Genomic DNA, 1,522 nt, shown 5'->3' with positions numbered 1-1,522 from the left:
GAGAGTGTAATATAAACCGTGTAAGTAACCTACCATCCTAGGTAGTGGGTTGCTTCGCGGTTTTTCTTTTTTTACAATAGATTAAAGGAGTGGTAAGTCGTGACGAAAAAGAAAAAAGATCAAAAATCAGCGAAGTTAGCTCAATCAATTATTGATGCCTATCAACCAGAATCGGTTGAAGACATGCAAGAAGCCCTAAAAGATGTTTTCGGACCGATGTTTGAAGCAATGCTACGTGGAGAATTAGATAATCATTTAGGTTATGAGAATCAGTCAAGACAAGAAAAAGAAACTCAAAACAGACGGAATGGATATGGAAATAAAAAGTTAAAAACAAGTTTTGGTGAATTAGACATTCAGGTTCCTAGAGATAGAGACGCTTCTTTTGAGCCAGAAATCATTCCTAAAAGAAGCAGAGACGTTTCAAGTATTGAAGGAAAAGTTCTTTCTATGTATGCCAAAGGCATGAGTCAACGAGATATTGCCTCGACAATTGAAGATATTTATGGTTTTACTATTTCTCATGATATGGTGTCGGATATCACAGATCAAATATTACCAGAACTTGAGGAATGGCAAATCAGGCCTCTGGCCAAATGCTATGCTTTCTTGTTCGTCGATTGTATGTATGTCACTCTAAGAGAAAATTATGAAGTGAAAGAATGTGCGGTGTATACAATTCTTGGTTATGATTTAAAAGGAAATAAAGAAATTCTAGGTATTTGGCTAAATCAAACAGAATCGAAAAATAGATGGATGCAGATTTTTGATGAGATTAAAGAACGTGGTGTTGAAGATATTCTTTTTATTTCAATGGATGGTGTATCAGGGCTTGAGAATGGAGCCAAGGCTATTTTCCCAGGTGTTGTTGTTCAACGTTGTCTGGTCCATTTAGTTAGAAATGCCCTTCGTTATGTGCCAAGTAAAAGTTATAAAGAGGTTTGTAAGGATATGAAGTCTTTTTACAGTGCCTCCTCTTTAAAAGCGGCTCAAACAGCTTTTGATACCTTTCAAACAAAGTGGGTAGTCTATCCTGGAGCTATTGATGTTTGGAAAAGAAATTTCCACCATGTCGAACAATTATTTGATTACGGCTCAGCTATTCGAAAAATAATGTACACGACAAATGCTGTAGAAAGTGTTCACTCTAGTTTCCGCAAGGTAACTAAAAAAGGAGCTTTCCCTAATGAGAATGCCCTTCTTAAGCTATTATATCTTCGAGTGAAAGAACTTCAAAGTAAATGGGAAGGTGGGCATGTTCATAATTGGGCTATGGTGCTTAACCAATTAACGGTCAACGACTCTTTTTCAAAACGTGTCGAAAAATATAATCGTTACTAATCAAAATAAGTGAGACATATAAAATTTGACAACGAGTCTCTCGTCCTGCGATTTTTTATCGGGACAAGAGGTTTATTAAAAATACCCTCTTATCCCTAGAGATTATCACAGGACGACTCATTGTCAAATTGAGTTTCTATTTTTATTTTTAAGGAATTTACACACTTAACTTGACAAACCC

1 protein-coding gene is annotated in these 1,522 nt (G+C 35.9%); it reads left to right on the top strand.

From position 1 onward, the window contains the following. Positions 1–99: 99 nt before the first annotated feature. The gene (locus DOK76_RS12840; protein ID WP_166034213.1) at positions 100–1,341 is read left to right on the top strand and encodes an IS256 family transposase; all 1,242 of its coding nucleotides are present in this window, start codon (positions 100–102) and stop codon (positions 1,339–1,341) included. The last annotated feature ends 181 nt before the right edge of the window (positions 1,342–1,522 follow it).

The sequence above is a fragment of the Candidatus Vagococcus giribetii genome (genome assembly GCF_017316185.1).
GTDB lineage: Bacteria > Bacillota > Bacilli > Lactobacillales > Vagococcaceae > Vagococcus > Vagococcus giribetii.
This window is presented reverse-complemented; position numbering and strand designations above follow the sequence as displayed.